We start from the raw sequence: 26882 nt of genomic DNA, 5'->3' as shown, positions 1-26882 counted from the left end.
ATCATATGAACGAACGACGCAAAGCGATCATCACCGGCGTTTCCGGCCAGGACGGTGCGTACCTCACGCGCCTGCTGCTCGACAAGGGCTATCACGTCACCGGCACGTATCGCCGCACCAGTTCAGTCAACTTCTGGCGCATGAGCGAACTCGGGATTCTCGATCATCCCTCGCTCGAACTCGTGGAGCACGATCTCACCGACGCGGGCTCGACCATGCGTCTCGTCGAACGATCGCAAGCGCAAGAGGTGTACAACCTCGCCGCGCAAAGCTTCGTGGGCGTGTCGTTCGATCAGCCCGTCACCACCGCCGAAGTGACCGGCATTGGCGCATTGAATCTGCTTGAGGCGATTCGCGTGGTGAATCCGCGCATGCGCTTTTATCAAGCTTCGACCTCCGAAATGTTCGGCAAGGTGCAGGCCGTTCCGCAATGCGAGGATACGGCGTTCTATCCGCGCAGCCCTTATGGCATCGCGAAGCTGTTTGCGCACTGGTCGACGGTGAATTATCGCGAGTCTTATGGCATCTTCGCGACGAGCGGCATTCTCTTCAATCACGAATCCCCGCTGCGCGGCCGCGAATTCGTGACCCGCAAGATCACCGACGCCGTCGCCAAGATCAAGCTCGGCAAGCAGGCCATGCTCGAACTCGGCAACATGGACGCCAAGCGCGACTGGGGCTATGCCTCCGAATATGTGGAAGGCATGTGGCGCATGCTGCAAGCCGATTCGCCCGACACTTACGTGCTCGCCACCGGCCGCACCGAGACCGTGCGCGACTTCGTGAAAATGGCCTTTTCCGCAGCGGGTTTTCAGCTCGAATGGTCCGGCAAGGGCGAACGCGAAACCGGCATTTGCGTGGCCACCGGCCGCAAGCTCGTGGCCGTGAGCCCGCGCTTCTATCGTCCCGCCGAAGTCGATCTGCTGATTGGCGACGCCGCGAAAGCGCGGGACAAACTCGGCTGGCACCCGCAAACGTCGCTCGAACAACTTTGCCAGATGATGGTCACCGCCGACCTCGCACGCAACGAACGCCATGACACGTTCTGATACCACGCGGCCGCACGCGCTCATTACGGGCGTCGGCGGCTTCACCGGGCGCTACATGGCCAAACGCCTTGCAGCGGACGGCTATCACGTCTGGGGCACGGTGCGCGACAACGAACGCGTGCCCGACGGCGTGACGCCGCTCAATGCGGATCTGCTCGACACGCAGGCGCTCGCACATGCGGTCGAAACCGCCCAGCCCGATGTGGTCGTGCATCTCGCTGCCGTGGCCCACGTCGCGAGCAGCGACGTGGCGCGGACTTATGTCGTCAACGTGGTCGGCACGCGCAACCTGCTCGACGCGCTCGCGCGTCAACGCAAGAAGCCGCGCGCCGTGCTGCTCGCGAGCAGCGCCAACGTGTATGGCAACGCTACGAACGGCGTGATCGACGAAACGGTCGCTCCGCAACCCGCCAACGATTACGCGGTCAGCAAGCTCGCGATGGAATACGTCGCGAAACGCTGGGACAACGCGCTGCCGATCGTCGTTGCGCGGCCGTTCAACTATACGGGCGTGGGCCAGACCGCCGACTTTCTGATTCCCAAGATCGTCGAACATTACGCGCGCGGCGAGGAGCGCATCTCGCTCGGCAACATTCACGTCGCGCGCGACTTTTCCGACGTTCGCGACGTTGTGGACAGCTACGCCAGGCTCATCGAAGCGGCGCCGCGCGGCGCGACCGTCAACGTGTGCTCGGGCGTGGGTCACACGCTTGGCGCGTTGCTCGACATTCTTTCGCGCATCGCGGGCTACGACATCGAAGTCCATGTCGATCCCCGTTTCGTGCGCGCGAATGAAGTGCGTCAACTCATTGGCTCGAATGCGAAGTTGCGTTCGATTATCGGTGACAGCACGCGCAAACGACTCGAGGACACGTTGCGTTGGATGTACGATGAAGCCCGCGAACGTCAGCCCGAAACGCAATAAGGAAACGCGTTAAGGAGGCGCAATAAGGCGCGCGCCTTTCTTCTCATCAACGCTCTGTTTTCTCTCGAAACGCCGCTCTTTAACGAGCGGCGTTTCGCTTTTTAAAGCGCCAAAAATTCACTCAATGCGCGGCGGCAATGGCTTCCGCGTACACGCCCGCCACGCGCCTGGCAATGACGGCGTTATCGAAATGCGTTCGCGCGTACGCCTTGCACGCAGCTTCGTCAGGCATCTTGATGCGGCCCGAAAGCGCGCCGACTATGCCGTCGGCAATGGCATCGGCGCCTGTCGTGGGCAGCACGAGATCCGGCGAGAGCCCCGCCACCGCTTCGGGCAACCCGCCCACCGGCGTGACGAGCACGGGCGTGCCCGCGGAAAGCGATTCGACCGTAATCAGCCCGAAACCTTCCAACGCGACCGTGGGCACCACGCTCAAGTTAGCGGCGCGATAGAGCGCGGGCAAGTGCGCGTCGGGCACGAAACCCAGCAGCTTTACGTTGTTGCCGAGGCCGGCTTCGTCGATACGTTGCTGCAATTCCGTTTCCAGACGCCCGCGTCCGGCGATCAACAACAGCACGTCGGGATGACTCGTCTTCACGGTCTTGATCGCGTCGATCAAGTCTTCGAGTCCCATGCGGCGCACGAGCCGGCGCACGGCCAGCACGATAGGACGACCCTGCGGCAATTGCAGCTTCATGCGTGCTTCGGCGGCGCTGCATTCCGGGTCGAAATGCGCGGTATCCACGCAACCCGGCACAATGCGCACGCGCTCCGGCGAAATGCCATAGCGCTTCGTGAGAATGTCGCCGAACGCCTTCGAAAGCACGATGAGCCGCGACGACCGCTCGTACACCGACTGTTCGAGCGAATGCTTGATACGCTGGCTCAACGTGGCCGCGCCTTCAACGAGGCTTTCGTCCGCCCACGGCCCCTGAAAATGCGAGACCTGCGGAATGCCGCGCGTAACGTCGAGACCGGGGAACGTATAAAGCGCGAAGTGCGAGGAAATCACATCGGGACGATGACGCGTGATTTCGTGGCGCAATGCGCGGCGCGCATCCATGAGACGGAAAGGCAACGAGCGCGAAGCCGAGCCGAAGCCGTTGATCGCTCCCTTGCTGTCCACCGCCACCTTGTGCGAACCGGCAACGACGCCGCGCACTTGCACGCCCGCGCCGGGCAGCGCGCCCACGAGCGAGTAATACATGCGATCGAGGCCGCCCGCGCGTTCGGGGAACCAGTGCATGCCGATCTGTAGCGATTGGATGGATTGTGTGGTCATCGCGTGTCCTTGTTCTGCATGAATGCGGTTATTCAGGGGTAGTTGGCGTGTGCAGCGATTGCAGTGATCGCAACGATCGAGCGCCGGGCAACGTGCCCGCGGGCAATGCGGACTCTTCGCGGCGCAACGCTTCGCTCGCGTCACCGGCCAGTTGCCGATAAAGCGCGATATATTGCGCGGCCATGCGCGCCCAGCCGAATTGCGTTGCGAGTTCGGCAGCGGCCTCGCCCATGGCGAGACGGCGCACCTTGTCGCTCGCGAGCGCCACTACGGCATGGGCGAGCGCGGTGCCGTCGTCGGGATCTTCGAGCACGATGCCGCATTGCGGCGTGATGACTTCGGCGCCGCCCGCCGTGCGCGCGGTGACGACGGGCAAACCAGCGGCCATTGCTTCGAGCAGCGAAAGGCTCATTGCTTCGTACCGCGAAGGAAATACGTAGGTGTCGACGGAGCGCATCAGCACCGGCATTTCGCGCACGAGGCCGAGAAAATGCACGCGATTCTCGATGCCCAGTTCGCGCGCGAGTTCAGGGTACGGGCTGCCGGGCAAATACCCGGCCACCGCGAGTTGCACATGCTCCGGCATCTGCTTCATGGCATGGAGCACGGTGCCGAGGTTCTTGCGCGGCGTACGCAAATCGCCCACGAAAAGCAGCAGAAAAGCGTCCTCAGGCAACTTGAATTTTTCACGATCCGCGCTGGCCGAGGCGAAACCGCGCGTATCCACGCCGTTGTAAATCACGTCCAGGCGTTCGACCGGATCGCCGCCCGAAGCGCGAATTTCGTCCGCCACCTTGCGCGACACGGCCGCGATCACGCGCGAACGCCGATACGCCCAGCGCTCCAATACCGCGTTCGCACGCGTATAAACGAATTGATACGCCGACCACACGCCGCGCGTCAGCCCGAACGGGTAATACTGGCTCCGCGCCCAACCGCCGTGAACGAAATGCGCCGTGTTGACGTCGGCGTGCGCCCACGTAATGAAGCCGTTCACGTGCAATACGTCGTATTCGCTGCGATGGCCGCGCAGCCACAGCGCACTCTTTAGCGCGAACACCTGTTGGCGCAGCAAGTTGGTCGGCCAGAACCGCGACGGTTGCACGCGCACCCATTTCACCTTGGGATGCGCGAGCAATTCGGGCGCAACGTGCGAGGCGACCAGCGTAACCTCGAAACCTTCGTCGAGCGCGGCGCGCGCGATTTCATGATTGACGCGCCCCTGGCCGTCGTTGTGGCGCACCACATGCGTGACGATCGCGACTCTCAATCGGAGACCTCCGTGGTAAAGGCAGGCTGGCTCGAAAGCTTGCGCCAGTGCCCCGCGCTGAGAATGGAAAATACGCTCGAAAAGAGCAGCAAGCCGCCCGTTCCAACGAGCGAATTCGTGAACACGAGCATGGCGAAAATCGACACCGATAAGCTCAGGCACGCGCAAACGTAGCGGTCGTCCTGCATCCGCAGCGATACGCGCACCGCGCGAACCAGCAGCCACAGCACGCCCGACATATACAGCAGCGTGCCGGGCCAGCCGAGCACGAACGGAATGTTCATCACGCCGCTGTCGAAACTGCCGTATTTGCCGAGTTCGCCGTTGCCGCTCGATAATTTCGTCGACGCGCCCGTCGCGCCCAAGCCTTCGCCCGTCACGTCGGTGAATGCGGTCTTGGCGAAATCGGCATAGAACTGGTTACGCGCTTCATAGCTCTGGTCGTCGCTGAGATTGACGAGCGTATTCAAGCGCTGCTGCATGCGATCCGCAACGGGACCGAACGTCAGCAACGGCACGCAGATACCCGCAAGCACGATTGCGCTCACGATAATGCGCACACGCACGCGATTGCTCGACTTCATCAATTGAATCACCATGGCAATGGCCCAACCGCCCCATGTCGAACGCACGAGCGAAAGCGCGAAGGAAAAGAAGCCGAACGCCGCCGCAACCCAACGAACGCGATGCTGCGCGGCCATCACAAGCACCATCGCGCCCATCATCGCGAACGCGAACGGCCCCGACGAATTCATCGTGCTGAATACGCGCACGCCGAGCGGAACGGGGTCGCCTTGCGAGTTCATGTCCGAGCCGATCATCCACATGGCGTCCCACGGCGGCATGATGAAGAACTGCACGAGACCGTATGCGCCCATCACGAGCATGCCGTAAATAAACGTGTTGACGATCGTGGCCCGGCACTCGGGATACTGGCGCGTGAGCACCATGATATGAAAGCCGATGAGCAGCGGATACACCCAGTTCGCGAGATCGTAGACGGCAGCCGCCGGCCCCGACGACATCACGCCCACCACGAACGCATACGCAATGCCGAGCAGCGCGAGCAGCAGCGGCAAACCGCGACGCTGCGCGAGAAGCGGGTAATAGCGCAGCAGCGAAATGCCGCTGATCATCGTCACGGCCAGCGGTGCGACTTGAATCAGACTCGTGGGCGTAAAGGCGCCCTTGCCGTAATCGGCAAGACGGCGCACTTCGGGACTCAGAAACCAGAGCCACCACATGAAACCCACATAACGCACGGGATTGACGAAATACAGCCACATGCCGGTCGCAATCGAAAGCACGGGAAACAGCAACGTCAGCACCGTGCCTTGATGCGCGCCGATCAACAGCGCGGTGATAACCCACAGTGCGAGCGGCGGCAGCGTATCGCGGCCGAGCGCGCGGCGCAGGCCCGAGCGTGGTGCGCCTGGCGCGCGCGGCGCGCTCGGTGCTTGCGGCGGCGGTGGCGGCGGAACGGAAGGCGCCGGCGCCCAGGCGGAGGACACGCGCATGATCACATCCCGCGCGCGGCCACGCCGGGCTCGCGCGGCGCGCTCGCCGTCGCGGTATCCAGGCGCGCATCGCGCTCGTGCAGCATTTCGCGCGTGAGCTGGGCATGCTGCCGCGCGAAGTGCTCTGTCGTCAGATCGCGCGTGCGCAGTTGTTCGCATGCCTCGCGCGCCTGTTCGAGCGCACGCGCCGGATCGGCCACGAGCGCATCCACAGCCTCGCGCAGCTGTTGCGGGTTGAATGGTTCGACATAGCTCGCGGCTTTTTCGTCGAAGTAATCTTCGAGCGCGCCCACTTTTGTCGCGATCATCGGCTTGCCGAGCGCAGCCGCTTCCAGCATCACGGTGATGCCCGAAGCGTGCGAGTTGGGGCGCAGCGGCACGACGACGATATCGGCCCAATCGTAAAGCGCATGTTGTTGCTGAATGCCCGATACGCGCACGATCTCCACATTCGCCGCGCGCGTCGACGCCGGCATGTGCCGACGTGTGGCGATCCGCACCTGGTAGCGCGCGTCGTTGCCCAGCGCGCTCACGAGCGTGCTCCAGTCGCGGTCGCGATCGTTGCCGATGGCCGCCACGCGCACCGGCGCATTCGGCTTCCAGTGCGAAGGCGGGCACAACGGAAAGTCGTTCGTATTGAGACCGTAGAACACATGGCGCGCCTCGCGGCCGAAATATTCACGGCACAGCGCGGCATTCTCGCTGGCAAGCGTCGTGAGCAGATCGGCACGCGCCAGCAAACGCCGATACAACGCGCGCCGCACGCTGCCGTAGCCCTGCCAGCGATCGAGCAGCCATACGCTTTGCGCAAGCAGCAGCGGGCGCCGACCGCCCTTCTTCGCCAGCATCAGCAAAACGAGCGCAACGGCCAGATGCTCCTGCTCCGTATGCGTCCAGATTACATCGGAGTCCAAAATAGCGCGGCGATTGCGCCACGCATGAATCAGGTCGAAACCGAGCGCCGCTTTCAGCGCGCGCCGCGCGAAACGCACCGGCGCGATCTCGCGCGAATCCTTCGCGAAATCGAGGGCGAATTCCGCGGATTCCGCGTGGTGATAGCCGTACAGGCTGCCGATATTTTCGCCCTTGCGATAACGGCGCGGGTCGGCGCCGTAAAACAGATGGACGTGGACATACGTACTGCTCATTCGGGGTCCTCCGTGTAATCGTGGGCCAACGCAAGCGGTCACGCCAACGCGGTCATGGCGCGGCGCGCTTCACGCGCGCCGCCGCGCACGGCGCGCCAACGTGCGAACGCCGCGCCCGCCGAACCGCCGCGCAATGCGCTCAACGCGGTATGCACCACGCCCGGATACACGCGCGTGCCGACCAGCGCATACCACCACCACGCCACCTGGCGGTGCAGCGGAGAAAGATGGCCCAGCAAGATCAGATGCAGGTTGAACGCCGCGTTGCGAATTGAAGCCAGCGTTTGGGCATTGCGCGGATCTTCGCCGGGACGCGGCGCGGGAAAATGATCGACGGCCACGAGCGGGTCGTAAAGCAGCTTCCAGCCCGCACGCTTCACGCTCATGCTGAACGCCATGTCATTGTGCGTTTGCGCGCCGGAGCCGCGCAAACGCCGGTCGAAACGCAAGTCGCCAATCGCCTCACGCCGGTAGCTCATGTTCGCGCCTTTGAGCAGGTCCACTTCGCGCGCGCCGCCAACGCCAAGATGGTGATTGCCGATGATACGGCCCGAGGGTTGCAGCTTGCCGACGAGTGCGCGCTCGCCGTCTAGCACGCGTCCGTCTTCATGCACCCAATCGCGCCCGCCCAGTGCGCCAAGCTGCGGGTCGGCTTCGAAAGCAGCCGCAATGCGCGCCACCCAGTCGGCGCGCGGCGCGGCGTCGTCGTCGGTGATCGAGATGACGTCGCCCGTAGCGGCGTCGATGCCGCGATTGAGCGCGGCCACCTGGCCGGGTTCGTCGACGATGGCCACCTTGACGTTGAGCACGCGCGGCGTGACGTGATCGGCGAGGCACGCATGCGTCGCTTCGTCGTCGGCGCGCGCGACCACCACGATCTCCTGCGGCGCACGCTCCTGGCGCAGCAACGCAGAAAGACAGCGCGACAAATCTTCAGGACGCCGATACGTCGGCACGAGCACGGTCACTCTCATCTTTCGCTCCCCTTCGCTGCGTCAAGTGCTCAGGTATTCCTGAACCGCGGAATAGCCGTAGCCGTAACTGCCGCGCGCCCGCACCGGCACGCCGTTGAAAATGCCGCCCTGCACGCGCACGCCCGCGTTACGCAAGCGCTTCATGGTGTCGGCGATCTCGCCTTCGGAGTGCATGCCCGAGCGCAGCACGAGGAACGTCGATCCGGCATGGCCGCCGATGATCGCGGCATCCGTCACGGCCAGCACGGGCGGCGTGTCGATGAGCAGCACGTCGTAGCGCGCCGACAAGCCTTCGAGGTACTGAGCGAGCCGCGGCGACATCAACAGCTCGGAGGGGTTGGGCGGACGGCGGCCGCACGAGATGAAGTGCAGGTTGTCCACTTCGGTGGCGCGAATCGCCTCGTCCAGTGAGATTTGCCCCGAAAGCAGTTCGGAAAAGCCGTTTTCCTGCGGCCCGCCGAGATAACGCTCCAGCGCGCCGCGACGCATATCGCCGTCGATCATCAACACGCGCTTGCCCGAGGTGGCAAGCAAGACCGCGAGATTCGCCGTGAGAAAACTCTTGCCGACGCCGGGAACCGAACCCGTAAGGACAACGACACGATTGCGCGCGTCCATCACGCTGAATTGCAGCGACGTGCGCAGGCTGCGCAGGCTTTCCACCGTGAGGTCCTTCGGCCGCGCGTTGGCAAGCACGTCGCGCGTGCGCGCGCCGCCGCGCACCGGGCCGCGCTTTTCGAGCAACGTTTGCTCTTGCGAGAGCGGCACGAGGCCAAACACGGGAAGCTGGAACGAGCGCTCGATCTGGTCGGGATCGACAATGCCCTTGAACATGTTACGGCGCATCAACACGAAACCCGTGCCCAGAATCAGACCGAGCAGCGAAGCGGCCGACACGATCAGCAGCTTCTTCGGCTTCGAGGGCTTGCCGGGGCGCAGCGCGGGATCGACGATATGCACGTTGCCGCCCGTACCCACGCGCTGAACCGAAAGCTCCTGAATACGATTGAGCAGCAGCACGTAAATGTCCTCGGCCACTTTCGCGTCGCGCTGAAGCTGCACGGCCTTCACTTCGGTCGCGGGCAAATTGCGGAACTTCGTGTCGTACTTCGCGCGTTCGCTTTGCAATTGCGCAAGCTGCTGGCGCGCAGCGATCAGCACCGGATGCTGGTCCCCAAAGCGCTGCTGCAACGAAGCGATCTGCAATTGCAGCGCCGAAATCTGCTGCTCGTACTGCACGCTGCCGTCCAGATAAATCTTCGCTTCGTCGCTGGCATTGATCGAGCCGGACTTGCTTTGGTATGCCGTGAGCGCGGCTTCCGCGTTTTCGAGGTCGGACTTCAGGCGCGGCTGTTCGCTGCGCAAGAAGTCGAGCATCTTGCTCGCGTCGGCCTGCTTCGTTGCCACGTGTTCGCGCAAATACGACTGCGCCACGGCGTTCGCCACCATCGCCGCACGCGTGGGGTCGGTGTCTTCGAGCGAGATGTCGATGATGCCGGTTTGCTTGCCCTGCTCCTGCACCTGAATGGCGTTCTGGAACGCGCTGATCGCGTCGAGGTCGTTCATGCGCACGACCGTGAAGCGCGTGCCCGGGCGCGCCGTGAGTTGGCTCACGAGTATCGAAACACCGCCGCCTTGCGCCGTTTGGCCGACCGCGCCTTCGAGCAAGCGCCCGCCGTCGGGGCCCGAAATCACGTAGCGATTGTTGTCGAGCGCCGTCAGCGTGAGCTTCCTGCCTTCGAGCGCGGGCGTGACTTCGACCGAATCGACGTTGACGACTTCGCCGCCCCACGCATAGCTGGAAAGACCGAGCCACGGGCGCGATGGCGTGCCCGGCGTCGCGAGCCGCGCCGCCAGGCTGCCCAGCACCGGCAGCGTGACCGGCGCCACCGAGAAGTTCAGTTTGAACTCCTTAACAACCGGCTCCACCACGCTGCGGCTCTTGATCATCTGGATTTCGGCGTCGGTGGGCAAGCTTCCGGCCGACGACCCGTTGTTGATGTTCGCGCCCGATTGCGTTTGCGTGAGCGCCTGCGACGTATAGTCGGAAGGTTCCACACGCACTTGCGTGTCGGCCGTGTAGGTCGGTTTCGCGACATAGCAGTAGAACACGGCCATGGCGATGACCGCCGCCGCGATCGCGATCAACCAGACGATGTCGTCGATGATGACGCGCAGCAACTGGCCGAGAACGACGTCCTCTTCCTCGGTGCGGCCGGCCGTGGCCGCGTAACTGTTCGCTTGTGTGCTCACGTTTCGATCCTTTCTAGGTGTTGCTCCGTCGTCTTCGCCGAATGCCGGAAACGCTCGTTCAGCGCGTGATCTGCTTCAGATAGAAGACGGTCTGGATGGTCGGCAGCACCTGCTGCAACACGCGGTTGAAGGTCGTCGATGCGGCCGTGCCCACGTACACCACATCCAGCGGCTGTAGCTGGAATTGCGACGAAAGCATGATCGCGTCGGGCTTGGTCATGTCGAGGCGATAAATATCGGGCTGCGTGGGGTTGTCCTTCATGCCGCGCATCACGAAGATTTGACGCGGGTTCGCATCCGTATCCAGAATGCCGCCCGCTTGCGTGAGCGCATCGGCGATCGTGAGCTTGCCGCGAATGAGGCCGGTCTGCATCGGCGTCTTCACTTCGCCCATCACGAACACCCTGCTGTCCGAACGGTCGGGCACGTTGATGATGTCGCCGTCTTGCAGCATGACGTTTTGCGTCGCGTCGCCGGAGTCGAGCATGCGGTTCGCGTCGAGCACGTACAGCTTGCCGTTGCGCGTGAGGCGCACGCGATTGATGTCGGCGTTATCGGTCGTGCCGCCCGAACGCGTGATGGCGTCCACGAGCGTGAGCGGCACGTCGCTCATCGCGAGCGGTCCCGGCGTCTTTACGTCGCCCGTCACCTGAATCTTTTGGCTGCGATACGCAAGAATGCGCACGTCCACCTGCGGATTTTTCACGTACGGGCCGAGGCCCGCCGCGAGTTGATCGCGCAATTGACCCGGCGTTTTGCCGGCCGCGCGAATACGGCCCACGAACGGAAAGTAAATCGTGCCGTCGGCGGCAACCGTCTGGCCATACGGATCGGCCTGGCCCGGCAGCGCGCTCGTATAGGGCTGCGTGAGCGCCTGGCCGACCGTTTGCGTGGTGTTGCCGCCCGTCGAGAACGTCGAGCCCTGCGGCGTCGAAAGCTCGGGGTGGTCGTACACCGTCACGCCCAGAATGTCCTGGGGCGCGATGTGATAGACGTAGTTGGCCGCGCTCGCGTACTTCGACGGCGGCAGGTCCTGCCTCTGCGCGGCCGCGGCCGCCTGTGCCTGCTGCATCACGAGTTGCGCGTCGATCAGATGCACGTTGTATTGCTGCTGCGGCTGGTTGCTCGGCTCCTCCTTGAGGCTGGAAGTGTCGAGATAGTTGCCGGGCGCCGTGGCGCACGCGGAAACGAAGGCGCTCAAGGCGACCACGGCCGTCAGTTTCAGTTTGTTCATTGGCATATTCGGCTCAGCCATCCCTTTACCAGTCGATCCATCAACTCAAGACTCTCTCGATACATGTCCTCGTCGAGGCCATGCGGGTCGATCACGTCCGAGTTCTCCCAGTTCCCGAGCGCGTAGACCTTGCCGCGCGCGGTCGGCTCGATACGCTCGACCTCGGGCACCTGTCTACGCTCCGTGACGAGCACGAGATCCGCGGCGCGCACGAGGCGGCTCGTGAGCCGGCGCGAGCGGTGCCCGCCCACCTGCACGCCGCGTTCCTCGAGCAAGCGTTGCATCACGGGGTCCATGTCTTCGCCATCGCGCGCGCGCAGGCCCGCCGAGTGAAACGATCCATTGCCCGATGCCGCGTGCTCCTGAAGGCGCGCGCGAAATAGCTGCTCCGCCGCCGGCGACCGGCAGACATTGGCGCGGCAGACAATCAGCACGTCCTTGATCATGATTCGGACTCCCAGGAAAACCGCGATTGGCGCGCGCTCAGACCAGCGCCCGCGTTGGGGCTTCCCTGCGCGCGCGGCCGTCGATGGTGGCGCTCGCGCGGCCCACGGCGTGATATTCGATGCCGAGTTCCTGAAGCGCGAGCGGGTCGTACAGATTGCGTCCGTCGAACACGATCGGCATCTTGAGCTGCGACTTGAGCGCGTCGAAGTCGGGCGCCTTGAACACCTTCCATTCCGTCACCACGACGGCCGCGTCGGCGCCGCTGGCCGCTTCCATCGCGTCGTGTACGAAGGCAAGACGCGCCTGCTGCTCGGGCACGTCCGCGAGATCGAGCGCGATCACGCGCTTTGCCTCTTCGGTCGCGACGGGATCGTAAGCCTTCACATGCGCGCCGCGCGAGAGCAGTTCGGCAATCAATGCGCGGCTCGGCGCCTCGCGCATGTCGTCGGTATTCGGCTTGAACGCGAGCCCCCAGACGCCGAAGGTGCGGCCCGTGAGATCGGAGCCGAAACGCGTGACGATCTTGTCCGCCAGCACCTGCTTCTGCGTTTCGTTCACGGCATCCACGGCGCGCAGGATTTGCAGCGGCTCGCCAAAATCCTCAGCAGTCCGCATCAATGCCTTGACGTCCTTCGGGAAGCACGAGCCGCCGTAGCCGCAGCCCGCATAGAGAAAGTCGTAGCCGATACGCGGGTCGGAACCAATACCGCGTCGCACCGCTTCGATGTCGGCGCCTACGCGGTCCGCGAGATTCGCCAGCTCGTTCATGAACGAAATGCGCGTGGCGAGCATGGCGTTGGCCGCGTACTTGGTGAATTCGGCCGAATGCACGTCCATGTAGAGCGTGCGCTCGTGATTGCGGTTGAACGGCGCGTAGAGGCGCTTCATCACCTCTTTCGCGCGCTCGCCGGGCACGTCGTCGTTGCAGCCGATCACGATGCGGTCGGGCCGCGCGAAATCGTCCACGGCCGCGCCTTCCTTGAGGAACTCCGGGTTCGACACCACCGAAAACATGGGGTTTTCGCCGCGCTTTCGCAACTCGGACGCAATCGCGTCCTGCACGAGCGACGCCGTGCCCACCGGCACCGTCGACTTGTCGACGACAACCTTGAAGCCGTTCATGAAGCGGCCGATATTGCGCGCGGCCGCCAGCACGTATTGCAGATCGGCGGAACCGTCCTCGTCGGGCGGCGTGCCCACGGCGATGAACTGCACGTCGCCGTGCGCGACCGCGGCTTCCACATCGGTGGAAAACGTCAAACGGCGCGCGCGACGGTTGCGCTCGATGATCTCTTGCAGGCCCGGCTCGTGAATCGGCACGACGCCTTGATTGAGCAGCTCGATCTTGCGCGCATCGACGTCGAGGCAAAACACGTCGTTGCCGATGTCGGCGAGACACGCGCCCGTCACGAGACCCACATAACCGCTGCCAATGATCGTCAGATTCATGCCCACCTCAAAAGTGATTGGTTGCTTGCGTTGGTGCGAAGCGTCGCGCGCGGCTTCGCGTCAATATGCGTTCTGGCCCGCGAAGCCCTTCCACATCGTCATCGCGACGATGCGCAAATCCAGCGCGAAGCTCCAGTGCTGCATGTAGTGCAGGTCGAAGCGCACGCGGTCGCGCATCTTTTCCACGCGATCGGTTTCGCCGCGATAGCCGTTGACTTGCGCCCAACCCGTAATGCCCGGCTTGATGCGATAGCGCGCCATGTAGCCGCGCACGAGATCCTTGTAGATGTCGTCGTGAGCGATGGCGTGCGGACGCGGCCCGACCACCGACATCTCGCCCTTGAGCACGTTGATGAACTGCGGCAACTCGTCGAGACTCGTGCGGCGCAGGAACGCGCCCACGCGCGTAATGCGCGGATCGTTGCGGCGCGCCTGCGTGATCTGGCCTGCCGCTTCCGCATGCACCTTCATCGAGCGGAACTTGTAGATTTCGAACTCGTTGCCGTCCAGGCCTTTGCGGCGCTGCTTGAAAAACACGGGGCCGCGCGAAGTCAGCTTGATGGCGAGCGCGATCACCGCGAGCAACGGCGCGAGCGCGATCAACACGGCGCCCGCGAACACGAAATCGAATATGCGCTTGGGCAATACGTGCAATTCGGTGACCGGCGAAGCCGCGAGATTGATCGCCGGCACGCCGAGCAAGTCGACCACGGGCTGATTGAAAAACGACAGGCTGCGCACGTCGGGGATAAAGCGGATGTTCACGAAGTCGTTGCGCAACGCCATGACGATGCGATGAATCGTGCGCTCCTTCGTGATCGGCAACGCAAGCCACAATTCGCGCACGTCGTGCTCGCGCACGAATTCCAGCATTGCGGGCAGATTGCGCTCGACGGGCACGCCGTCCAGTTGCGCCGCGCCATCGCCGTCGCTGTCTTCATCGAACACGAGCGCGGGATGAAAGCCCGCTTCGGGACGGCTGCGCATCTGCTCGATCAGGAAACGGTTGTAACGCGGGCCGCCCACCACGGCCACGCCCTTCTGGTTGTAGCCTTCCCGCCGAATGCCACGCAGCACCATGTGTACGATGCCCTTGGAGACGATCAGGAACGCAACCGAAGCGACCACCCAGTACGCGAGCCACAAGCGCGAGAGCGCGTCGGCGCGGTGAACGCTGAAGCTCAGCAGAATGCCGGTGCTCTCCACCGCGAGCCATGCCACGCACACCCGCGCGGACAACACGTAGAGCGATTTGCCGCGCCACGATTGATAAATGCCGAACGCGGGGAACATCCAGATCGCGAGCAGGCAGTTGAACGCGAGCGCGACGCTCTCAGCGTCGGTGAGTGGCACCGGCCGCCCATGGTGCAAGGCAGCCGCGAGCAGCGCACCAGCGGCAATGGCGGCAACGTCGAAGATTCTGGCTAGAACGCTGAGCATGTCCGGCACCTCGGGTTAAAAGAATGAATCGCGGCCACGCGCTGCGCGCCATGGCCGTTTCGCTTTTGATGGCATTGGAATGCCGCGGCCCGATGCATCGTGCCGCTAATTCAGATCCGAATAAACCCTAATAAAGCGCGATAAAAATTCGCGCGGCAAGGCTCAAAAGTATCTCCAAATGTTTCCCGTCTTTCGGGGTGTTTATTTCCCTATTTTTTCGGCAACGTTTGCCGAGAAAGCGCCAATTTCCCGATGTGGCGACGCCGGATTCCGGAACATTTTTCCCATGTTTCCCGCGTATTTCAGCGTTCGCCCCGCAGCGAATGCGATCTTTCCATGAATTTTTCTTCGATTTTTTATTCGCATTTGGTGGCCGTCTCGCCACGAATTCAATTTAATTCGAATATTTTCGGTTTTCTTTTTTACGTCGCGATTTATGACGATTTTAAGCATGCTACAAATCGCAGCACCGATACCCTTTCAGGAGAACGAGATGACGGATACGAGTTCCGCAACGGCGTCGGCGCAAGCATCGCGGACGCGAGCCGAAACGCGCAGCACGTTGCAGGTATGCCCTGTCGTGCTTGCGGGCGGCGCGGGCTCGCGGCTGTGGCCATTGTCGCGCGAGCAATATCCGAAGCAAATGATCAACCTGGTGGGCGAGCAGTCGCTGCTGGCCAATACCGCCGGACGGCTCGACGCGCTCGCCGAACGCGTCACGCTCTCCGAGCAGTTGCTGATCGTTTGCAACGAAGAACATCGTTTCACCACCGCGGAGCAGGTTCGCGCCGCGGGCAAGCGCGCGCGCCTGATTCTCGAGCCGATGGGCCGCGACACGGCGCCTGCGCTCACGATAGCGGCCATGTCGGTCGCGGCCGAGCAGGACGACGGCATTCTGGTCGTGATGCCCGCCGACCACGCGCTCGCCGACCTCGAAGCATTTCAGAACGCCGTGGCCGAAGGCGTGCGGCACGCGGCCAATGGCCAGATCGTGACGATGGGCATCGTGCCCACGCGCCCCGAAGTGGGTTACGGCTACATTCACGTTGGCGAGCCGCTCGCGAGCACGGAACCGGACGGCGCGCGGCGTCTCAACGGTTTCGTCGAAAAGCCCTATTTCGAACTGGCGCAGCAGTACATTGCCTCGCAGCGCTATTGGTGGAACAGCGGTATTTTCATCGTGCGCGCGTCGACGTGGCTCAAGGCGATTCGCCACTTTCAGCCCGCCATTCATGCGGCCTGTGCCGCGGCAACCGAACAGGGCACGCACGACGGCGACTTCTTCCGCGTCGATCGCGAAGCGTTCGCGAACGCGCCGTCCAACTCCATCGACTACGCGGTGATGGAACCGCTATCGAGCGACCCGAGCGTGGCGAGCGGCGTGGTCGTGCCGTTGTCGGCCGGCTGGACCGATCTCGGTTCCTGGGACACCGTGTGGCAGGTCGCCGATAAGGACGACGAAGGAAATGTCGCGCAAGGCCGCGTGATGTTCGAAGGCGCGAGCGATACGTTCGCCCATTCGGACGGCCGCCTTGTCGCCTGCCTGGGCACGGAAAACCTCGTCGTCGTGGAAACGGCCGATGCGGTGCTCGTGGCCGATCGTTCGCGCGCGCAGGACGTGAAGAAGGTCGTCCAACGCATCAAGGCGCAACGCGGCACGGAAGCCGTCGCGCATCGGCTCGTGCATCGCCCATGGGGCTACTACGACAGCGTGGACAGCGGCGAGCGTTTCCAGGTGAAGCGCATCGTCGTGGAACCGGGCGCGCGGCTTTCGCTGCAAATGCATCATCATCGCGCCGAACACTGGGTCGTCGTGCGCGGCACGGCGCTCGTCACGCGCGGCGAAGAACGCTTTATCGTTTCGGAGAACGAATCAGCGTATATCCCGCTCGGCGTGGCGCATCGACTGGAAAATCCGGGCAAGATGCCGCTCGAAATCATCGAGGTGCAATCGGGTTCGTATCTCGGCGAAGACGACATCGTGCGCCTGGAAGACCAGTACGGCAGACAGTGATCGAAGCGTTGAGAGAGGCCGGCTGCGCGCATCGTGCGCGCGGCCACCGCAAGACAAACGAGGTCGCGTTAGCCCGGATGCGGGCGCGAACGCGCGCCGAACGGGTAGCGTTCCGCAGTACCCGAGGCGGGAGACGCGGCATTGGCGTCGCGGCTTTCGCTCGCCAGCAACGCGCCGGTGGCGGTGTAGCGTTGCATCGGCGCAAGACGCATGTTGGCGGGCGTGGGCACGGTGCGCGTAACGACGGGCGACGCCATCGCATTCGACCCGTCGTTGCGCGCCGTGCCGCCATTGTGCTGCTGCGTGCGCGAAACGGTTTGCTGAACGGCATGCGCCAACGCCGGCGACGCATTCGCAGCGGGCGCAGCCTGGCATTCGCGGTCGATCCATTCGCGCGCCCAGTTGAAAGCATAGTCGCGCGCGTCGTCACGGTCCTGGAACGGCGGCCCGATCAGGCCCGAGCGCTCCATGCGCTTACCTTCCTCGTTGACGATCTCGACCGCCGCGCGAAACATGCGGTTGCGCACGGGCTGAACCGTGAGATTCAGCACGAAGCCGCGCCATTCCGTGACTTGCGTCGCGCCGCCCGGCGACAGTTCGCTATTGGGCGGCACCATGCGCTCCTCGCGCGGCATGGCGCGCGAAGCCGGCTTGCTCAAGCGCGACGCGTGTGCCGCATCGGCCACGCGCGACGCGTGCGCCGCATCGGCCACGCGCGACGCGTGCGCCGAAGCCGAAGCCGCAGCGGCGGGCTTGGCAACGGCGGGCGCCGACGCTTCGCCGCCGGCAAGCTGACGCATCATACTTTCGATCGGACCCGCGAGCGGCATCTCGGCGAGCGAGGCAACGGCCGTGGGCGCTTGCCACGCTTCGGGACTCTTCCAGTAGACGGCCGGCTGGCCGTCGTCTTCCGCGACCTCTTCCAGCGCCACGGCAACGGCTTGCACCACGGGCTGCGCCGGCTCGGGCACATAGACGAACTGACGCCCGCCCTGCGAGAGCAGCGTCACGAGTTCGATCAGTGTGCCGTTCATGTGCCATTCCTCGAAACGACGGCGGCACGTTGGCCCGGACGGATAGCGCGCGGGCAGACGCGACCACGATTCGCCGGTCGTCAGAATCCACAGCACGGCATTCGCCACGACGCGCGGTTCGGCACGAGGGCGACCGCGGCGGTTTAGCCTGATTGGCGGTTCATCGGATACGAGCGAGGACACCTGCATCCACTCGTCGTCGCTCAGTTCTACGAAGTTCATGCTGTTCTCCACGCAGCCGGACCGGGGCTGCTGTGACTGAGCATTCGCTCGCGGATCTTGCTGCCCGCGTTGGCTTGCTCGGTTGCACCATATGCTTATATGAAGTGTTCATTTGCGTTACCGGCTGCACTTGAGCAGTGCGCGCATTCCCGCTAATGACGCAATAAACGTGGTCTCACTCGTGCAGGGAGAAATTGTGCAGGAAGCATACCACCTGAAACCAGCCGATGAGGAGGGCCGTAATAAGTGTTACGGTTAGAAACACTCTTGACCTTGAAACGGCGCGATTATTGCGTAAAAGCCCTGTAGATAAGGGCTTTTCTTCCGCCGCGACCTCGTAACCACTCCATTCATGCCATCGGTCAATCTGACTTGCGCCGCCACGCAAGTTCATACGAATAGTACCAGTTGAAGCGAAACCCGTTCATGAGTCAAGCGTCAATTCGATAGGTTGCACCTGCTTTTTTGCCGCCTTTAAGGTTGTGCCCGCAACAGGTGACAACTCGATGAAGCACGCATGCGCCCGGCATCGTTCACACGAAATTCTCACTGCTTTTCGCATTTCGCCACCGCGTTGCGCGCGCTCATGCAACGCGGGCGAGAAATCGAATCCGTCTATAGTTAAAGCACACAACCGCAACGGAGACTCGTGTATGCAAACTTTCGCACCACGCATCGCCATCGCGTCGATGGCTTCGCTCATGCTCGCACTGCTTGCACCCTGGGGCGCCGCGCAAGCCCAGCTCGGCAATCTGCTCAATCAGGGCGGCAGCAACGGCGGCTCGGCGCAAGGCGCGCTAGGCAATCTGGGCGGCCTCGGCAGTTCGCTGTCCGGCGCATCGGTCACGTCCAATAGTCTTGGCAATGTGACCGGCGTACTTCAGTACTGCATTCAAAACAATTACCTGAATGCGAACAGCGCCGGCAACGTGAAAGACTCGCTGCTCAGCAAACTGCCCGGCGGCGCCAATACGACCGACAGCGGCTATACGCAGGGCACCAGCGGCATTCTCACGGCCGGCAACGGCTCCAGACTCGATCTGTCCGGCGGCGGCCTCAAGGAAGCCGCAACGCGCCAGGTCTGCGACAAGATTCTGAGCCAGGCAAAGTCATTGCTATAACCCCGGGACGCACTTCGCGCCCGTTGGCGGGATGTGCGAGCCGGCGCACATCCCAGCAATTCGCGTGCCGCCACCCTGGAACGCATCGAACCGCCTGATGTCTAACCGGCATAACGGTTCGTTCGCGGCATTGGAACTTGCAGCCATGATCATGTGCCGAATTCTCGCCAGCTTTTTTGCTCCGTTCGCGTTCTGCGCGGCAAGTGCATGCGCCGTCTTGCTCGCGCCACAAAACGCGCACGCTCAGGAAGCGCCGCCCGACGCGCAATTCGACTGCAATTCGAATCCGCATGCGTTCGTCGCGTCTTTCATGGAGCAGAAGTCGATCGACCCGCAACCGAGCCGCGTGGAAGCGAATTCGGTCAACGCCTTTCGGCCGGTACACGGCACGCGCCTGAGCGCATTTGGTTTTCCCGTCTACGTGGTGCTCGGTTACGACCGCGACGACGCACTGTTTCGCCGCGGCGCCGGTAAGGAAATCGCCGCGCCCCTTTACGGCGTGGTCGTGCGCGCGCCCGCCGAGTCGGTGCGCGCCCGCCTGCGCCAGGCAAACAACGACGCAACCGTGCATTCGGTCGTGCCGCTCTTGCTGACCGCCATCGTATGCGGCGGTTGAAGTACGGTTAAAACCGGTTCAAGCCGGTTCTAGCCTTGCCGCAGCGACGAAATCAACCGCCGAAGAACGCCGTTGCGCCCAGTACCACGCCGACAATACCCGCGCCCACCGAAGTCCTGAACAGCCAGCGGCGACGCGTGAGCAGCGTAATCGCCGTAAGCGCGATGGAAATCTGGATGAGCGTCGTGGCCTGCGCCCAACGGTGATGGCCGTGCAGCAGCTTCTCGCTGCGCGCGTCGTCGTCCTCGACAGTCTTTTCGAGCGCCTCGGCTTTCGCGCGAATCGGCTCCTTCTGCTGCCGATAACGCTCCGCCTCGCTCGCGAAGCGGCCTTTCGCGGCGTCCGCGTTGGGCGCCAGCGCGGAGAGTTCCGCGCCGAGTTCGGCCAGATTCTGCTTCTCGCCTTTCGCCTGGTAATACGCCCATTGATTGGCGGCTTCGGTCTTGTGAATTGCCGCTTCGTTCTTGTAATAGAGCGCGAGATTTTCACTGTTGCCGCTTTGATACGAAAATATCGCACCAATCGACGCAAGAATCGCCGTCATGACCGCCATGCGGCCGGGAAACGCATCGCCCTCGCCGTGCGCGCCATGACCCGATGCGGCGTGTTCCACCGCATGATCGTGCGGCCCATGCACTTCGTACTCATCAGACATCCCAACTCTCTCCGGTTTCGCTGGCTGACCGCGGTCCGCCTCGCGCCTTCGCTCTCATGACGAAATGCGCAAAACGCTCAATTATCGTGAGCGCGGCTCGCTTGTCCAGTACCCAATAAGCATTCGTCGCAACGAATACCGAACAGGCGCTCACCGGAATGAAAGACCTTTAAAACGAAAGCAGAATGTAGGTTATCGGGCTTTTAAAACGCGCTTCAAAAAATGAAACGGCCCGCGCAAACATTCTGCGCAGGCCGTCAAGAAGTTCCTTGGTCGAGGAACTCATCGTCGTACCAACGTCAACCGCCCAGATAGGCGCGCTTGATGTTGTCGTTCGCGAGCAGATTGTCGGCGCTGTCCGCCAGCACGACGCGCCCCGTTTCGAGCACGTAGCCGCGATCGGCCACGTGCAGTGCCTTGTTCGCGTTCTGCTCGACGAGAAACACCGTCACGCCCTCTTCGCGAATCGTGCGGATAATGTCGAAGATCTGCGCGATCACGAGCGGTGCGAGACCCAGCGTGGGTTCGTCGAGCAGCAGCAAACGCGGCTTGCTCATCAACGCGCGGCCGATGGCGAGCATCTGCTGCTCGCCGCCCGACATGGTGCCCGCGCGCTGCTTCGCACGCTGATTCAGACGCGGAAACAGCGTAAACACATGCTCGATGCCGGCTTCGATCTCGTGTTGCGAGGCGAAAAAGCCGCCCATTTGCAGGTTTTCGAGCACCGTGAGGCTCGGAAACACGCGGCGGCCTTCCGGCGAAATTGCCATGCCCTTGCGCATGATTTCGTGCGTGGGCGTGCGCGTGATGTCCTCGCCCTCGAACGTCACGCGCCCCGACGACGCGCGCGGCGTGCCGCACACCGTCATCATCAGCGTGGTCTTGCCGGCGCCGTTGCTGCCGATCAGCGTGACGATCTCGCCCTTGTTCACTTCGATCGACACGCCCGCCAGCGCCTCCACCGCGCCGTAATGGGTATGGACCTGTTCGAGCTTCAGCATCAGTCCTCTCCGAGATAGGCTTTGATTACGCGCGGGTCGTTGCGCACTTCCCCAGGCTTGCCGGTCATGATCGGCTTGCCGTGTTCCATCACGAGAATGCGATCCGAAACGCCCATCACGAGACTCATGTCGTGTTCGATCAGGAGTACCGATATTCCGAACTCGTTGCGCAAGCCGTCCACCATCTGCTGCAATTCGATCTTTTCCTGCGGATTGAGACCGGCCGCGGGTTCGTCGAGCATCAGCAGGCGTGGATCGGTAATCATGCAGCGCGCGATCTCGAGCCGGCGCTGATGCCCGTACGACAACGTGCCCGCCTCGCGATTCGCGACCTGTTTCAGCCCCACGCGTTCGAGCCAGTACGCGGCGCGTTCGAGCGCCGCGCGCTCGGCGCGGCGATACGCGGGCGTTGCCAGCAGGCCGCTCAGTATGTTGCGATTCACCTTCAGGTGCTGCGCGACCATGAGATTTTCGAGCACCGTCAACTGCTTGAAGAGACGAATGTTCTGGAACGTGCGCACGAGACCGCGACGCGCGACCTCGTGACTGGCTTGCCCCGCGATCGCGTGACCGTCGAGCACGATGTCGCCGGCCGTGGGCTTGTAGAAGCCGCCCACGCAGTTGAACACCGTGGTCTTGCCCGCGCCGTTCGGCCCGATGATGGCGAACACTTCGTTCGAACGCACGTCGAAATCAATACCGTCAACGGCCAGCAGCCCGCCAAAGCGCATCTGCAAGCCCGCTACTTCCAACAATGCCTGTGCGCTCATTGCGGCAACTCCACGTGCGGACGGCTTGCGGGCAACAAGCCCTGCGGACGCCACATCATCATCAGCACCATCACCAGACCGAAAATCAGCATGCGGTACTCCGCGAAGCCACGCGCGACTTCGGGCAACACCGTCAACAGAATGGCCGCGAGCACGACACCCAGTTGCGAGCCCATGCCGCCGAGCACGACCACGGCCAGAATGAGCGCCGACTCGATGAACGTGAACGACTCGGGCGTCACCAAACCCTGCCGCGCCGCAAAGAACGCACCCGCCAGCCCCGCGAACGACGCGCCCAGCGTGAACGCCGAAAGCTTGATGCGAGTGGGATTCAACCCAAGCGAACGGCACGCGATTTCGTCTTCGCGCAGCGCCTCCCATGCGCGGCCCATCGGCATGCGCAGCAGGCGGCTCGTCACGAACAGCGTGAACGCCACGAGCACGAGCGCAAGCAAATACAGGAAGATGACCATGTGCTCGCCGTTGTACTCGATGCCGATCAGTTCATTGAACGTCTTCGCGCCTTCCACGCTCGCATGGCGCGCGAGTTCGAAACCGAACACCGTGGGCTTCGGAATGCCCGAGATGCCGTCGGGGCCGCCCGTGATGCTCGTGAGATTGTTGAGCAGCAAACGAATGATTTCGCCGAAGCCCAGCGTGACGATCGCAAGATAGTCGCCGCGCAAACGCAGCACCGGGAAACCCAGCACGAAGCCGAAAGCTGCGGCCGCGAGCGCCGCCAGCGGCAAGCATTCCCAAAACGTGAAGCCGAAATACTGGTTGAGCAGCGCGTAGGTGTAGCCGCCCACCGCGTAAAAACCCACATAACCGAGGTCGAGCAGACCCGCGAAGCCCACCACGATATTCAGGCCCAGCCCGAGAATGACGTAGATGAGCGCGAGCGTGGCAACGTCGATCGAGCCGCGCGAGCCCATCAGCGGAAACACCACGCCGAACGCGAGCAACACCCAGATCGCCATGCGTTGCTGACGTGCACCCAGCGCGGGCGCTTTCGGCAACCGCACGCCGCTCGTTGCGCGCGCAACGAGCGGTTTGACGAGCTGAAACACGAACACGACGGCCGCCGCGATCCAGACAGGACGCCAGTGCTGCTGCAAGACGACCTGATAACCGTCGAGCGTGAGTTGCAGGCCGAGAATCGGCGCGGTGAGAATGATCGTTGCGATGGCCGCGGCGAATGCGCCCTTCACGGTTTGCGACGAACCCGGGCGATGCGCGAGCGCGCTTACGGAAACGGATTGACTCATTGCGTCCTCACACCTTTTCGACGTCCGGCTTGCCGAGCAAACCCGTGGGACGGAACAGCAGCACGAGCACGAGCAGGCCGAACGCCACGACGTCCTTGTACTCCGCCGGCATATAGCCCGAAGCGAGCGTTTCCGCGAGACCGAGCAGCACGCCGCCGAGCATCGCGCCCGGAATGCTGCCGATACCGCCCAGCACCGCCGCCGTAAACGCCTTGATGCCGGCGATGAAGCCGATATACGGATTGAGCTTGCCGATCGTAAGACCGATCAGCACGCCGCCCACCGCCGCCAGCATCGCGCCAAGCACGAACGTGAACGAGATCACGCGATTCGTGTCGATGCCGAGCAGATTGGCCATCTTCATGTCCTCGGCGCAGGCGCGGCATGCGCGGCCCATGCGCGAGCGCGAAATGAACAGCGTGAGCGCGATCATCAGCACGAGCGTCACGCCGACGATCAGCATGCGCGCGTAAGGAATCGTCACGTCGAAGTTGCCGCCCATGTTGAAGTCGATCGCGCCGGAAATGAGCATCGGCACGGACACGTCGCGCGCGCCCTGCCCGATCTGCACGTAGTTCTGCAAGAAAATGGACATGCCGATCGCGGAGATCAGCGGCACGAGACGCGGGCCGCCGCGCAGCGGGCGATACGCGACGCGCTCGACCGCGAAACCATAGAGCCCGGTCACGAGCACCGAGACGACGAGCGCCGCGCCCAGCACGAGCGGCAGCGGATAACCCGCCGAAGTGCCGAGCGCCGTGAGCGTGACGAGGCCCACGTAAGCGCCGATCATATAGATCTCGCCGTGAGCGAAATTGATCATGCCGATGATGCCGTAGACCATCGTGTAGCCGATGGCGATCAGCGCGTAGATCGCGCCCAGCGTGAGCCCGTTGACGAGCTGCTGGGTGAACTGCGGAAGAAAATCATTCATGCGTAAGCCTCGCGGCGATGAAGCCGGTAAGCGACCTTGAAACCGGGGGATTTCCCAAAAGAATTCCCCATAGCTTTCGTTGCACGCGCAACCTTCATGAAACGATCATGAAAACGCCCCGCGCAGCGCGGGGCGTGCGGCGTGCGCGCCGAAATCAGTTCGCGGCGGTCTTGGTGGCGTCCTTGTGCCACGTGTACACGACAAAGCGAAACGACTTCAGGTCGCCCTGCGAGTCGTACTCGACCTTGCCGATCGGCGTGTTGAACGCGTTCTTGTGCAGATAGGCGGCAACCTTGGTCGGGTCGGTGCTCTTTGCGCCCTTGATGCTGTCCGCGATCACTTCGACGGCCGCATAGGCGGGCATCTGGAACGGGCCGTTGGCGTCGCGTTTGGCGTCGGCGAATGCCTTCACGAGCTTCGCGTTGGCCGGGTCGGCGGCGAAGTCGGCGGGCAGCGTGACCAGCATGCCTTCCGAAGCCGGGCCGGCAATTGCCGTGACGTCCTTGTTGCCCACGCCTTCCGGTCCCATGAACGTGGCCTTCACGCCTTGTTCGCGCGACTGCCGCATCAGCAGACCCATTTCGGGGTGATAGCCGCCGAAGTAGACGAAGTCCACGCCTTGCGACTTCAGCTTCGTGACCACTGCTGAGTAGTCCGAATCACCGGCATTGATGCCTTCGAATACGACAACGGGAATATGCGCCTTGTCGAGCGCGGCCTTCACCGACGTGGCGATGCCCTGACCGTACGACTGCTTGTCGTGCAGGATCGCAACCTTCTTCGGCTTGACCTTGTTGATGATGTAGGCAGCGGCAGCCGGGCCTTGCTGGTCGTCGCGGCCGATGGTGCGGAAAATGAACTGACGCTTCTTGCCTTCCGTCAGTTGCGGCGCGGTGGCCGAGGGCGTGACCATCACGACGCCTTCGTTCTCGTAGATGTCCGACGCGGGAATCGTCGAGCCCGAGCAAACGTGACCGACCACGAACTGAATGTGTTGCGAAACGATCTTGTTCGCCACGGCGACGGCTTGTTTCGGCTCGCACGCATCGTCCATCAGCACGGCTTCGAGCTTGTTGCCGTTCACACCGCCAGCGGCGTTGATCTGCTCGATCGCGGTCAGCGCGCCCGCCTTGACCATGTCGCCGTACTGGGCGACCGGACCGCTGAACGGGCCGGCAATGGCGATCTTCACGGTGTCGGCGTTCGCGCTTGCACCAAATGCGAGCAGCGCGGCGGCCACGGAAACGGCGGTAAGGCGGGACAACTTCATCAGTAGCTCCTCGATTGTTTTCGGGTCAACCGGTCAGACGGAATGACCTGCGCAATCGAACAGCGCCCCAATGAAAATCCTTGGAGAACAACCACGACGGGCATCAAAAAGACGTGACGGGGCCCGGCGTGTATCAGCGCCTGGATAGGCGGCTGCGTTCGGAGAATCTGCTCTGTTACAGATTCTGTTGCGCAAGCGATCCGCCTGCCCCGTTCACTGCATTTCGAATCGGAAAGGTGGTCCGATCAAAATCAGCGACCGGCGGATGCTATCAATAATCCATTTCCTATGCAAGCAAGGGTTTTTCCCTTTGCCGCGGGAAATACTGATGCGCGTCAATTGATCTACCCACCTGGAGACGCCTGATAATGCTTGAAAAACGAAAATTGTCGGGAGCGCGGGATGGCGGATCGGCGCCAAGCCACACGGGTCAAGGGCTTTGGAAACCAGATGCAATTCGAATTTTTCGCTTAATCGTTTCTTTAGTTTTAGTCGAAAATATTTTTTAAAATAGCACGGCATCTTCAACCATCTTAAAAATAAAGAGACCGAAGCGAAAATCATTTTGAAATTCGAGACGACAACAGGGAAAACCCTAAATACCAACTACGCCAAATACATGATTTGTCTAGACAATTTTTAAGATTTCTCAGACAAACGAGAACGAGGAAAAATTGTGATAAGCCCATCTCGCGTTCTTCACGAACCCGTTCTTTTTTTGGGTAAATCACAGGACAATTTTCGACGCCACCCAAGGTTTTCTAAAAATCGCGATCGTAAATTCCGGCATGAATCCCAACGGCGCTGTTGCGCCGCCGTCTCACCGCTCGCGGAAATCGCCTTAAATCTGCAAGTGTCGATGACACTGCCGGCTGGAACGCCGCCGTCTCATGCACCAATTTCGAGCACGCCGTGCGGCATGAACAGGAGCGCTGCCCGAGGTTTCGTCAAGCTCGCTCCGTCAAGAGCCAATCGACATCGCGCTCCCG

Annotated in this window: 23 protein-coding genes; 5 read left to right on the top strand and 18 right to left on the bottom strand. The window is 62.6% G+C overall.

What is annotated here, in order from left to right; translation table 11 throughout:
* Positions 1-5 precede the first annotated feature (5 nt).
* Together gmd and U5805_RS07260 are read left to right on the top strand one after the other, a co-directional pair.
* Positions 6-1049 (top strand): GDP-mannose 4,6-dehydratase, encoded by a 1044-nt coding sequence (gene gmd, locus U5805_RS07265; RefSeq protein ID WP_322102776.1) that lies wholly within the window; start codon positions 6-8, stop codon positions 1047-1049.
* Positions 1036-1974 (top strand): GDP-mannose 4,6-dehydratase, encoded by a 939-nt coding sequence (locus U5805_RS07260; protein WP_322102775.1) that lies wholly within the window; start codon positions 1036-1038, stop codon positions 1972-1974. The genes gmd and U5805_RS07260 overlap by 14 nt, the downstream gene beginning before the upstream one ends.
* A 121-nt stretch (positions 1975-2095) precedes the next feature.
* Here U5805_RS07260 and U5805_RS07255 read toward each other — a convergent pair whose 3' ends face one another.
* The 10 genes from U5805_RS07255 to U5805_RS07210 are packed head-to-tail and all read right to left on the bottom strand — an operon-like array spanning position 2096 to position 14988.
* Positions 2096-3256, bottom strand: coding sequence for a glycosyltransferase family 4 protein (locus tag U5805_RS07255; RefSeq protein WP_322102774.1), 1161 nt, complete (start codon positions 3254-3256; stop codon positions 2096-2098).
* A gap of 28 nt (positions 3257-3284) precedes the next feature.
* Complete coding sequence (locus U5805_RS07250; protein WP_322102773.1) at positions 3285-4526, bottom strand: glycosyltransferase family 4 protein; 1242 nt, start codon at positions 4524-4526, stop codon at positions 3285-3287.
* Positions 4523-6043 carry a glucose-6-phosphate isomerase gene (locus U5805_RS07245; protein ID WP_322102772.1) on the bottom strand — a complete coding sequence of 507 codons (1521 nt, stop codon included), beginning with the start codon at positions 6041-6043 and terminating at the stop codon, positions 4523-4525. The genes U5805_RS07250 and U5805_RS07245 overlap by 4 nt, the downstream gene beginning before the upstream one ends.
* Before the next feature lie 2 nt (positions 6044-6045).
* On the bottom strand, positions 6046-7191 hold the full coding sequence (locus U5805_RS07240) for a glycosyltransferase family 4 protein (RefSeq protein ID WP_322102771.1): 1146 nt from the start codon (positions 7189-7191) through the stop codon (positions 6046-6048).
* 38 nt (positions 7192-7229) lie between these two features.
* Positions 7230-8165 carry a glycosyltransferase family 2 protein gene (locus U5805_RS07235; protein WP_322102770.1) on the bottom strand — a complete coding sequence of 312 codons (936 nt, stop codon included), beginning with the start codon at positions 8163-8165 and terminating at the stop codon, positions 7230-7232.
* A gap of 21 nt (positions 8166-8186) precedes the next feature.
* Positions 8187-10418 carry a polysaccharide biosynthesis tyrosine autokinase gene (locus U5805_RS07230; RefSeq protein WP_322102769.1) on the bottom strand — a complete coding sequence of 744 codons (2232 nt, stop codon included), beginning with the start codon at positions 10416-10418 and terminating at the stop codon, positions 8187-8189.
* A gap of 58 nt (positions 10419-10476) precedes the next feature.
* A complete protein-coding gene (locus U5805_RS07225) occupies positions 10477-11652 on the bottom strand; it encodes a polysaccharide biosynthesis/export family protein (protein ID WP_322102768.1) in 1176 nt (391 codons plus the stop codon).
* Positions 11649-12098: a low molecular weight phosphotyrosine protein phosphatase gene (locus U5805_RS07220; protein WP_322102767.1), complete on the bottom strand. Its 450-nt coding sequence runs from the start codon at positions 12096-12098 to the stop codon at positions 11649-11651. Before U5805_RS07220 ends, U5805_RS07225 begins: the two co-directional genes overlap by 4 nt.
* Before the next feature lie 37 nt (positions 12099-12135).
* Complete coding sequence (locus U5805_RS07215) at positions 12136-13548, bottom strand: UDP-glucose/GDP-mannose dehydrogenase family protein (RefSeq protein ID WP_322102766.1); 1413 nt, start codon at positions 13546-13548, stop codon at positions 12136-12138.
* Positions 13549-13608: 60 nt separating this feature from the next.
* On the bottom strand, positions 13609-14988 hold the full coding sequence (locus U5805_RS07210; protein ID WP_322102765.1) for an undecaprenyl-phosphate glucose phosphotransferase: 1380 nt from the start codon (positions 14986-14988) through the stop codon (positions 13609-13611).
* Positions 14989-15481: 493 nt separating this feature from the next.
* Between U5805_RS07210 and U5805_RS07205 the strand changes: the two genes are divergently transcribed.
* A complete protein-coding gene (locus tag U5805_RS07205; RefSeq protein ID WP_322102764.1) occupies positions 15482-17002 on the top strand; it encodes a mannose-1-phosphate guanylyltransferase/mannose-6-phosphate isomerase in 1521 nt (506 codons plus the stop codon).
* A 68-nt stretch (positions 17003-17070) separates the two neighbouring features.
* Here U5805_RS07205 and U5805_RS07200 read toward each other — a convergent pair whose 3' ends face one another.
* Entirely contained in the window at positions 17071-18258 is a 1188-nt protein-coding gene (locus tag U5805_RS07200) for a transposase (protein ID WP_322102763.1), read from the bottom strand.
* A 653-nt stretch (positions 18259-18911) separates the two neighbouring features.
* Between U5805_RS07200 and U5805_RS07195 the strand changes: the two genes are divergently transcribed.
* Both U5805_RS07195 and U5805_RS07190 read left to right on the top strand, forming a co-directional pair.
* On the top strand, positions 18912-19379 hold the full coding sequence (locus U5805_RS07195) for a DUF2501 domain-containing protein (RefSeq protein ID WP_322102762.1): 468 nt from the start codon (positions 18912-18914) through the stop codon (positions 19377-19379).
* Between the two features lie 217 nt (positions 19380-19596).
* Complete coding sequence (locus U5805_RS07190; RefSeq protein ID WP_322102761.1) at positions 19597-19995, top strand: hypothetical protein; 399 nt, start codon at positions 19597-19599, stop codon at positions 19993-19995.
* Positions 19996-20047: 52 nt separating this feature from the next.
* Here U5805_RS07190 and U5805_RS07185 read toward each other — a convergent pair whose 3' ends face one another.
* The 7 genes from U5805_RS07185 to U5805_RS07155 all read right to left on the bottom strand — a co-directional run bounded on the left by U5805_RS07185 (position 20048) and on the right by U5805_RS07155 (position 26457).
* A complete protein-coding gene (locus tag U5805_RS07185; protein WP_322102760.1) occupies positions 20048-20650 on the bottom strand; it encodes a DUF4337 domain-containing protein in 603 nt (200 codons plus the stop codon).
* 299 nt (positions 20651-20949) lie between these two features.
* The gene (locus tag U5805_RS07180; RefSeq protein ID WP_322102759.1) at positions 20950-21651 is read right to left on the bottom strand and encodes an ABC transporter ATP-binding protein; all 702 of its coding nucleotides are present in this window, start codon (positions 21649-21651) and stop codon (positions 20950-20952) included.
* Positions 21651-22421, bottom strand: coding sequence for a high-affinity branched-chain amino acid ABC transporter ATP-binding protein LivG (livG, locus tag U5805_RS07175; RefSeq protein WP_322102758.1), 771 nt, complete (start codon positions 22419-22421; stop codon positions 21651-21653). Before livG ends, U5805_RS07180 begins: the two co-directional genes overlap by 1 nt.
* On the bottom strand, positions 22418-23689 hold the full coding sequence (locus U5805_RS07170; protein ID WP_322102757.1) for a high-affinity branched-chain amino acid ABC transporter permease LivM: 1272 nt from the start codon (positions 23687-23689) through the stop codon (positions 22418-22420). The genes livG and U5805_RS07170 overlap by 4 nt, the downstream gene beginning before the upstream one ends.
* A 7-nt stretch (positions 23690-23696) precedes the next feature.
* Positions 23697-24623 (bottom strand): high-affinity branched-chain amino acid ABC transporter permease LivH, encoded by a 927-nt coding sequence (gene livH / locus U5805_RS07165; RefSeq protein ID WP_322102756.1) that lies wholly within the window; start codon positions 24621-24623, stop codon positions 23697-23699.
* Between the two features lie 154 nt (positions 24624-24777).
* Positions 24778-25893 carry a branched-chain amino acid ABC transporter substrate-binding protein gene (locus tag U5805_RS07160; RefSeq protein ID WP_322102755.1) on the bottom strand — a complete coding sequence of 372 codons (1116 nt, stop codon included), beginning with the start codon at positions 25891-25893 and terminating at the stop codon, positions 24778-24780.
* Positions 25894-26106: 213 nt separating this feature from the next.
* Positions 26107-26457 (bottom strand): hypothetical protein, encoded by a 351-nt coding sequence (locus U5805_RS07155; RefSeq protein ID WP_322102754.1) that lies wholly within the window; start codon positions 26455-26457, stop codon positions 26107-26109.
* Between the last annotated feature and the right edge of the window lie 425 nt (positions 26458-26882).

This window comes from Paraburkholderia sp. J41 (genome assembly GCF_905220235.1).
Lineage (GTDB): Bacteria > Pseudomonadota > Gammaproteobacteria > Burkholderiales > Burkholderiaceae > Paraburkholderia.
The sequence above is the reverse complement of the archived record's forward strand: the minus strand, read 5'-3'. Positions and strand labels throughout refer to the sequence as shown.

Excerpts from the sequence above, each read along its gene's own strand:
- gmd (WP_322102776.1), top strand. The coding sequence starts at position 6 with ATGAACGAACGACGCAAAGCGATCATCACCGGCGTTTCCGGCCAGGAC.
- U5805_RS07260 (WP_322102775.1), top strand. The coding sequence starts at position 1,036 with ATGACACGTTCTGATACCACGCGGCCGCACGCGCTCATTACGGGCGTC.
- U5805_RS07255 (WP_322102774.1), bottom strand. The coding sequence starts at position 3,256 with ATGACCACACAATCCATCCAATCGCTACAGATCGGCATGCACTGGTTC.
- U5805_RS07245 (WP_322102772.1), bottom strand. The coding sequence starts at position 6,043 with ATGCGCGTGTCCTCCGCCTGGGCGCCGGCGCCTTCCGTTCCGCCGCCA.
- U5805_RS07240 (WP_322102771.1), bottom strand. The coding sequence starts at position 7,191 with ATGAGCAGTACGTATGTCCACGTCCATCTGTTTTACGGCGCCGACCCG.
- U5805_RS07235 (WP_322102770.1), bottom strand. The coding sequence starts at position 8,165 with ATGAGAGTGACCGTGCTCGTGCCGACGTATCGGCGTCCTGAAGATTTG.
- U5805_RS07225 (WP_322102768.1), bottom strand. The coding sequence starts at position 11,652 with ATGAACAAACTGAAACTGACGGCCGTGGTCGCCTTGAGCGCCTTCGTT.
- U5805_RS07220 (WP_322102767.1), bottom strand. The coding sequence starts at position 12,098 with ATGATCAAGGACGTGCTGATTGTCTGCCGCGCCAATGTCTGCCGGTCG.
- U5805_RS07215 (WP_322102766.1), bottom strand. The coding sequence starts at position 13,548 with ATGAATCTGACGATCATTGGCAGCGGTTATGTGGGTCTCGTGACGGGC.
- U5805_RS07210 (WP_322102765.1), bottom strand. The coding sequence starts at position 14,988 with ATGCTCAGCGTTCTAGCCAGAATCTTCGACGTTGCCGCCATTGCCGCT.
- U5805_RS07205 (WP_322102764.1), top strand. The coding sequence starts at position 15,482 with ATGACGGATACGAGTTCCGCAACGGCGTCGGCGCAAGCATCGCGGACG.
- U5805_RS07200 (WP_322102763.1), bottom strand. The coding sequence starts at position 18,258 with ATGAACTTCGTAGAACTGAGCGACGACGAGTGGATGCAGGTGTCCTCG.
- U5805_RS07195 (WP_322102762.1), top strand. The coding sequence starts at position 18,912 with ATGCAAACTTTCGCACCACGCATCGCCATCGCGTCGATGGCTTCGCTC.
- U5805_RS07185 (WP_322102760.1), bottom strand. The coding sequence starts at position 20,650 with ATGTCTGATGAGTACGAAGTGCATGGGCCGCACGATCATGCGGTGGAA.
- U5805_RS07180 (WP_322102759.1), bottom strand. The coding sequence starts at position 21,651 with ATGCTGAAGCTCGAACAGGTCCATACCCATTACGGCGCGGTGGAGGCG.
- livG (WP_322102758.1), bottom strand. The coding sequence starts at position 22,421 with ATGAGCGCACAGGCATTGTTGGAAGTAGCGGGCTTGCAGATGCGCTTT.
- U5805_RS07170 (WP_322102757.1), bottom strand. The coding sequence starts at position 23,689 with ATGAGTCAATCCGTTTCCGTAAGCGCGCTCGCGCATCGCCCGGGTTCG.
- livH (WP_322102756.1), bottom strand. The coding sequence starts at position 24,623 with ATGAATGATTTTCTTCCGCAGTTCACCCAGCAGCTCGTCAACGGGCTC.
- U5805_RS07160 (WP_322102755.1), bottom strand. The coding sequence starts at position 25,893 with ATGAAGTTGTCCCGCCTTACCGCCGTTTCCGTGGCCGCCGCGCTGCTC.
- U5805_RS07155 (WP_322102754.1), bottom strand. The coding sequence starts at position 26,457 with ATGATTTTCGCTTCGGTCTCTTTATTTTTAAGATGGTTGAAGATGCCG.